We start from the raw sequence: 6,560 nt of genomic DNA, 5'->3' as shown, positions 1-6,560 counted from the left end.
GCCCGAGATCGAGAACACGTCTTCGATCGGCATCAGGAACGGCTTGTCCAGCGGACGAACCGGCGTCGGGATATAGGCATCGACCGCAGCCATCAACTCGCGGATCGCATCTTCGCCGATGGTCTTGTTGGAATCTTCCAGAGCAGCCAGCGCCGAACCCTTGACGATCGGAATGTCGTCGCCGGGGAACTCGTTCTTCGACAGAAGCTCGCGAACCTCGAGCTCGACCAGTTCGAGCAGCTCGGCGTCGTCGACCTGGTCGACCTTGTTCAGGAACACCACGATCGACGGCACGCCGACCTGACGGGCAAGCAGGATGTGCTCGCGGGTCTGCGGCATCGGGCCGTCGGCGGCCGACACCACCAGGATCGCGCCGTCCATCTGCGCAGCACCCGTGATCATGTTCTTCACATAGTCGGCGTGGCCGGGGCAGTCGACATGGGCGTAGTGGCGCGCTGCCGTCTCGTATTCGACGTGCGCCGTCGAAATCGTGATGCCGCGGGCCTTCTCTTCGGGCGCCGCATCGATCTGGTCGTAGCGCTTGTATTCGCCAAAATACTTCGTGATCGCCGCCGTCAGCGACGTCTTGCCATGATCGACGTGGCCAATCGTGCCAATGTTCACATGAGGCTTGTTACGCTCGAATTTACCTTTTGCCATAGTCTCTTTCCTTGGACGGCCTTGACCTTCAGTTCAGTCGAATGCGGGGCGATTAGCGACTACGGCCGAAAAACACAAGTGCCTTGTGGCCGGGTGCGCTGTCCACTCGGTGCGAACCGATGATCCGATTGCGGGGATGTGGCACTGATATAGGAACGCGCGAACGGAAATGAAATGGGGGCTGCGGGCTCCAGCACCTGTTTGCTATTCCCGCTCATGTCCTGTCCCGCCCATGTCCTGGCCTTTGCCTGCCGGATGTGCAGCCGGCGCCTGGCCCATTGCCGCTGCGGCGGCGGTCTGATTTGGTTGCCCCATGCAATTCATACCGACCTCCATACGCGGCCCGCTGTTCATGATCGTTTCGACGGGGTCGTACCTCGTCAACGACACGATGATGAAGCTCGCCACAGCGGGATTGCCGTCCTATGAAGTGCTGTTCCTGCGCGGGGTCGCGGCCACGCTATGGGGCATGCCGCTGCTGTTCCTGCTGGGCTATGGCAGGCAGATCCCATTGATCTTCGACAAACGCGTGCTGCGCCGCAACCTGCTCGAGCTGGCGGCCATCCTTTGCTACGTCGTGGCGCTGGCCAACATGCAGATCGCCGATTCGACCGCGCTCGGGCAGATCACCCCGCTTTTGATGCTGGTCGGCTCCTCCATCCTGTTCGGCGAACGGATCGGCGGCGTGCGCATGGCGCTGATCGGGCTCGGCTTCATCGGTGCGCTCATGGTTGCCCAGCCGACCATGCAGGGCATCTCGGTCTATGCGTTGCTGGCGCTCGGCAACGCGGCATTGGCGGCGGCGCGCGATCTTGCCGGCAGGCGGGTCGCGGCCGAGGTGCCGGGCATGATCGTCGCCATTTCCGCCGTCGTGGTGGTGCTGATCGGCGCGGGCGCCGCGCATCTCGTTTCCGAGCGCTGGGTGATGCCGGAAGCCCGGCACCTGCTGCTCATGGCCGGCGCCGGATTCTTCCTGATCTTCGGCCATTTCTTCATCTTCATGGCCTATCGCGTCGGTCCGACCGGCGTCGTGGCGCCGTTCTACTACTGTTTCACCGTCTGGGCGGTCATCTCAGGCGTGCTGGTGTTCGGGCAGTTCCCGAATGCCCTGGCGGTCTGCGGCATCCTGCTGGTGGTCGCGAGCGGGCTGACCATCGTCTCGCTCGATGAACGCAAACGCAGGCTGACCGTCGTCGCCTGACCTTCAAGTCAACGCGTCGAAGCAGGTTTGGCCGTCCTGCGGTCAGCCAGTCGGTAGACTGGTGCCTAAAGCGTTCGCTTGCCGGAGAACTGGTGATAGGCCCACAGCACGACCACCGCGCCGATGATGGCGACGATCAGGCTCCAGATGTTGAGGCCGGTCACACCCGTGGCGCCAAAGGCGCTGAAGATCAGCCCTCCGACGATGGCGCCGACAATGCCGAGCACGATATCCATGATCAGGCCCTGGCCGGTCTTGTCGACGATCTTGCTGCCGATAAAGCCGGCGATGACGCCGAGGATGATCCAGCTGATAATGCCCATTTTTCCTCTCCATTCCCCCGCCGGCCGATCATGGTCACATGATTGTCAAAAGCTCAAGCCAACTTGAATTTCCGCCCGCATGCTCCATTGTAGCCGGCGGGACGGGCTTGGCCGTTATGGAGGATTGACCTATGGGACTTTTTGACAACGCCGTACCCGGCGGCAACATCACCAAACCGCTGATGATCGCGCTCGGCGCGCTGCTGGTGGGAAAGATGCTGAGCGGCAGAAGCGCCGAACAGACGAGTGCCGAAGAGACGGGCGAGCCCGCCCAGCCTCAAACGCCAGCCCCCACCGGAACCACGGCCTCAGGCGATGGCGGCCTGCTTGGCGGACTGGGCGGACTGCTCGACAAGCTCAAGACTGCCGGCCAAGGCAATGTCGCTGACTCCTGGGTCGGCACCGGACAGAACCAGCCGATCAACGCCAATGATCTCGGCAAGGCGATCGGCCCGCAGGTCATTCGAGAGATCGCGCAAAGGACCGGACTGGACGAGCAGGAGTTGCTCAAGCAATTGTCCACAGCCCTGCCCGGCATTGTCGACAGACTGACGCCGAACGGACAGGTGCCGCAGCAACACCAGGTCGCGTCCGCTTTCAACAGCTAGACTTCTGCGCCTGCATCACGCGCAAACACGCCCGGCACCGCCTTGCGGCTGTCGGGCGTTGCTCCGACCAGCGCGGCGAACCGCCTGGCAGTCGACGCATCGACCGGCGTGTAGACGGAAACCGAGAAATCACTGTCGCGGCCGCCCGGCTGCAGCGTGGCGAAATCGAACGACATCGCGCCGGCGACAGGGTGCCGGATGGATTTCCGCCAGATCGGTGGCTCGGCGATGTCGCGGCTGTTCCAGCACGCGACGAACGCTTCGCTTGCCGCTTCCAGTGACGAAAGCAGCGCGGCCAGCACCGGATCGCGAGGCATGGCGACTGTGGCAAGCCGGAACTGCGCGACCGCCGAGCGCGAAACCTCCGGCCAGTCGACAAAGCGCTGCCGCCATTCCAGATCGAGAAACAGCCGGGCGAGCAGGCTGCCGGACCACTCATCATCCGTCTCGAAATCCCCGAGCAGCACCGCCGCCGGGTGGTTCCAGGCGACGACCTGCCAGTAGCGGTTGACGACATATGCCGGGTGCGGCGCCAGCCCGTCGAGCAGGCTTAGCAGCGGCGCGCTGGGCAGGCCTTGCTCGCCGAGCCGGTTTCGCCAATCGAGATCGGGCCGCGCCAATTGGAAGAGATAGGCCTGCTCCGACCGGCTCAGCTTCAGCACCCGCGCCAGCGAGCGAAGCACCTGCGGCGACGCGTTCACCTCCCGTCCCTGCTCGAGCCAGGTGTACCAGGTGGTGCTGATCCCCGCCTCGGCGGCGACCTCTTCGCGCCTGAGGCCCGGTGCCCGGCGGCGGCCATTGGCGCCATAGATCCGCGGCAACCGGTCCCGCCGCTCGCGCAGGAAGCGGGCTAGCTCCTCGTGCCGTGGGCCGCCATACGTCATTCTGTCACCGTCAATACCAGTATAAGCTATAGTCTTGTACCCCTTTAAAGGAAAGCTAGGTTGCGGAGCGATCGCAACATCAGCCACGGGACTTCGACAATGAACGCGCTCAATAAAATCCGTCAGATCGACTACACCGTCATCTTCGCCCGCGACATGGCCGCCATGCGGCACTTCTACGGGGATGTGATGGAATTTGAGCTGAAGCGCGAGCTTAGCGAACGCTGGATCGAATACCGAGTCGGCTCCAACACGCTGGCCTTGACCAGCCTCGGCATGATGTTCAACGATACGCCGCAGCAGCGGGATGCGCTGTCGCTGCAGATGGCATTCCGGGTGGCGCCGGAGATGGTGGCGGCCTGCGCCGAGGCGCTTCAGGCCAAGGGCGTGCAGCCGGTCTTGCCGCTCACCGACCAGGAATGGGGCCACAGGACAGTGTTCTTCCGCGATCCCGACGGCAACGTTGTCGAGATATTCGCTGAGATCTGATGCGGAGTGGGGAGTTTGGAGCGGGTAGCGGGAATCGAACCCGCATATTCAGCTTGGAAGGCTGCTGCTCTACCACTGAGCTATACCCGCATCGTCCTCAAGGTTCGCGGGCTGGCAGTGGTGGAGAGGGTTGGATTCGAACCAACGTAAGCTAAGCTAACGGATTTACAGTCCGTCCCCTTTAACCACTCGGGCACCTCTCCAGCCTGCCGTCGAAGCCTTGCAACGAGGCATTCTCGCCGATCAGGTCGAAACCAGGGTTTTGTCCGAAATCAGCGAAGCGCCTTATGGCGGCAAGGCCAGTGGGTGTCAACCGCACCGCAAGGCAAAATGCGCTGAATTTGACAGCCTGCCCGGCAAGCCGGCTTTCTGCCTGTATCCACAGCCCGGCGACGCGGCTATAGAAGCCGGCCATGAGCAATGACAACACGCCCAAGACCGCCAAAGACACCCACTACGCCAAGCTGCGTCGCGCCCATCGCGACGAGAAGGCCGGCGGCGCGCCTGCCTTCCGGCCGCGCCAGCCGGTGCCGCCGGGCGAGAACGCCGCCGACGGGCTGGTGCGGCTTTATGGCCTGCACACGGTGCGCGCCGCGCTCGACAATCCGCGCCGGCGGATCAGAAAGATGTTGGTGACGCGCAATGCCGCCGAGCGGCTGGCGATCGCCGACCTCGCCGCTTTGCCGTTCAAGGCCGAACTGGTCGAGCCGAAGGACATCGACAAGATCACCGGTTCGGACGCCGTCCACCAGGGCGTGCTGATCGAGGCCGAGCCGCTGAAGCCCAAGCGCCTTGACGCGCTCGGCGATACCAAACTGGTGCTGGTGCTCGACCAGGTCACCGACCCGCACAATGTCGGCGCCATCCTGCGCTCGGCGGTCGCCTTCGGCGCCGGTGCGCTGATCACCACGGCCCGCCACAGCCCGCAGGAATCCGGCGTGCTGGCCAAATCCGCCTCCGGCGCGCTGGAACATATCGACCAGATCGAGGTGAAGAACCTCGCCGACGCGCTGGAACAGCTGCACGAAGCCGGCTTCCAGACCATCGGCCTCGATTCGGACGGGCCGGCCGAACTCGAAACGGGTTTTTCAGGCGAGAAGATCGCGCTGGTGCTTGGCGCCGAAGGCAAGGGCCTGCGCCAGAAGACGCGCGAGACGGTGACCACGCTCGCCCGCCTTGACATGCCCGGCGCCATCCGCTCGCTCAACGTGTCGAATGCGGCGGCGGTGAGCCTTTATGCGGCACGGAAATTCCTTGGAGGGTGAATGGTGAAATAGTGAATGGGAAAGCGTTCTTACCGTCACCATTCACCATTCACTATTCACCATTCACTATTCACCCACTTCATGCCCCGCCATCCGCTCCAGCGCCCGCACCAGCGCCGAATGATCCTCTTTCGCCCCGCCATTCGCCGCGCACGAGTTGAACAGCTGCTGCGTGGTCGAAGTATTCGGTAGCGAAACTCCGAGCGCCTTGGCGCCTTCCAGCGCCAGGCTGAGATCCTTCTGGTGCAGTTCGATGCGGAAGCCCGGCGCGAAGGTGCGCTTTATCATGCGCTCGCCATGCACCTCGAGGATGCGCGATGCCGCCAGCCCGCCCATCAGCGCCTGCCGGACCTTGGCGGGGTCGGCGCCGGCTTTTGCGGCAAAGACCAGCGCCTCGGCGACCGCCTCGATGGTCAGGGCCACGACGATCTGGTTGGCAACCTTGGTGGTCTGGCCGACGCCGTTCGGGCCGACAAGCGTGATGTTCTTGCCCATCTTTTCGAACACGGGCTTGGCGCGCTCGAACGCCTTGTCCTCGCCGCCGACCATGATGGTCAGCGACGCCGCCTTTGCGCCGACCTCGCCGCCCGACACCGGCGCGTCAAGATAGTCGCAGCCGAGATCGTTGATTTTCTTGGCGAAAACCTTGGTCTCGATCGGCGAGATCGAGCTCATGTCGATGACCAGCTTGCCCTTGCTCAGGCCGGAAGCGACACCGTTCTCGCCGAACAGCACCTCGGCTACCTGCGGGGTGTCGGGAACCATGGTGATGATGATATCCGCGGCCTTCGCCACTGCCGCGTGGCCGGTGATGCTTCTCAAGCCCTTGGCGACGAGATCGGCCGGCGGCTTCGAGCGGTGGTCGCTGGCAATGACGGCGTAGCCGGCATCCAGGAGATGCCCCGCCATCGGCGCGCCCATGATGCCAAGGCCGATGAAGCCGATGGTTTCCATTGTTGTCTCCTTCGTTGAGGCTGAGTTCCTTCGCGCCCCCCTCTGGCCTGCCGGCCATCTCCCCCACTTGTGGGGAGATTGGCAGTTCCGGCGCCTCGCTCACCCTGCAATGTTGGGAATTGACGAAAGCCGGGATGACGTCTGATCTTCCCACCTGTGGGGGAGATGGCCGGCAG

At 63.6% G+C, this 6,560-nt stretch carries 9 protein-coding genes and 2 tRNA genes; 4 read left to right on the top strand and 7 right to left on the bottom strand.

Annotation, left to right across the window (positions count from 1 at the left end):
* On the bottom strand, window positions 1-660 hold a 660-nt coding region (locus NKH35_RS05755), incomplete at its 3' end, for a GTP-binding protein (RefSeq protein ID WP_352913738.1).
* 313 nt (window positions 661-973) lie between these two features.
* On the opposite strand from NKH35_RS05755, the gene NKH35_RS05750 reads away from it, so the two are divergent.
* A complete protein-coding gene (locus NKH35_RS05750) occupies window positions 974-1,861 on the top strand; it encodes a DMT family transporter (protein WP_023681464.1) in 888 nt (295 codons plus the stop codon).
* A gap of 65 nt (window positions 1,862-1,926) precedes the next feature.
* Here the strand turns inward: NKH35_RS05750 and NKH35_RS05745 are convergent, their stop codons facing one another.
* On the bottom strand, window positions 1,927-2,184 hold the full coding sequence (locus NKH35_RS05745) for a GlsB/YeaQ/YmgE family stress response membrane protein (protein ID WP_352913735.1): 258 nt from the start codon (window positions 2,182-2,184) through the stop codon (window positions 1,927-1,929).
* Between the two features lie 131 nt (window positions 2,185-2,315).
* Between NKH35_RS05745 and NKH35_RS05740 the strand changes: the two genes are divergently transcribed.
* On the top strand, window positions 2,316-2,792 hold the full coding sequence (locus NKH35_RS05740; RefSeq protein ID WP_023681465.1) for a YidB family protein: 477 nt from the start codon (window positions 2,316-2,318) through the stop codon (window positions 2,790-2,792).
* On the opposite strand, the gene NKH35_RS05735 is transcribed toward NKH35_RS05740, so the two are convergent.
* Entirely contained in the window at window positions 2,789-3,676 is an 888-nt protein-coding gene (locus NKH35_RS05735) for a helix-turn-helix transcriptional regulator (protein WP_352913732.1), read from the bottom strand. The two genes, NKH35_RS05740 and NKH35_RS05735, sit on opposite strands and share 4 nt — an antisense overlap.
* Before the next feature lie 99 nt (window positions 3,677-3,775).
* Here NKH35_RS05735 and NKH35_RS05730 point away from each other — a divergent pair, with 99 nt between their 5' ends.
* Window positions 3,776-4,165, top strand: a complete 390-nt coding sequence (locus NKH35_RS05730) for a VOC family protein (RefSeq protein WP_352913729.1) — start codon at window positions 3,776-3,778, stop codon at window positions 4,163-4,165.
* A gap of 16 nt (window positions 4,166-4,181) precedes the next feature.
* On the opposite strand, the gene NKH35_RS05725 is transcribed toward NKH35_RS05730, so the two are convergent.
* The 3 genes from NKH35_RS05725 to NKH35_RS05715 form a co-directional block, all read right to left on the bottom strand.
* Window positions 4,182-4,255: transfer RNA gene (locus NKH35_RS05725), tRNA-Gly, on the bottom strand.
* Window positions 4,256-4,283: 28 nt separating this feature from the next.
* Window positions 4,284-4,368 (bottom strand) — tRNA-Tyr (locus NKH35_RS05720).
* On the bottom strand, window positions 4,347-4,586 hold the full coding sequence (locus NKH35_RS05715) for a hypothetical protein (protein ID WP_155929598.1): 240 nt from the start codon (window positions 4,584-4,586) through the stop codon (window positions 4,347-4,349). Before NKH35_RS05715 ends, NKH35_RS05720 begins: the two co-directional genes overlap by 22 nt.
* Between NKH35_RS05715 and NKH35_RS05710 the strand changes: the two genes are divergently transcribed.
* Window positions 4,579-5,430: a TrmH family RNA methyltransferase gene (locus NKH35_RS05710; RefSeq protein WP_023729785.1), complete on the top strand. Its 852-nt coding sequence runs from the start codon at window positions 4,579-4,581 to the stop codon at window positions 5,428-5,430. The genes NKH35_RS05715 and NKH35_RS05710 overlap by 8 nt on opposite strands.
* 66 nt (window positions 5,431-5,496) lie before the next feature.
* Here the strand turns inward: NKH35_RS05710 and NKH35_RS05705 are convergent, their stop codons facing one another.
* Window positions 5,497-6,384 carry a 2-hydroxy-3-oxopropionate reductase gene (locus NKH35_RS05705; RefSeq protein WP_027050438.1) on the bottom strand — a complete coding sequence of 296 codons (888 nt, stop codon included), beginning with the start codon at window positions 6,382-6,384 and terminating at the stop codon, window positions 5,497-5,499.
* Window positions 6,385-6,560 lie beyond the last annotated feature (176 nt).

The sequence above is a fragment of the Mesorhizobium sp. M1143 genome (genome assembly GCF_040318435.1).
In the GTDB taxonomy this organism is placed as follows: Bacteria; Pseudomonadota; Alphaproteobacteria; order Rhizobiales; family Rhizobiaceae; genus Mesorhizobium.
This window is presented reverse-complemented; position numbering and strand designations above follow the sequence as displayed.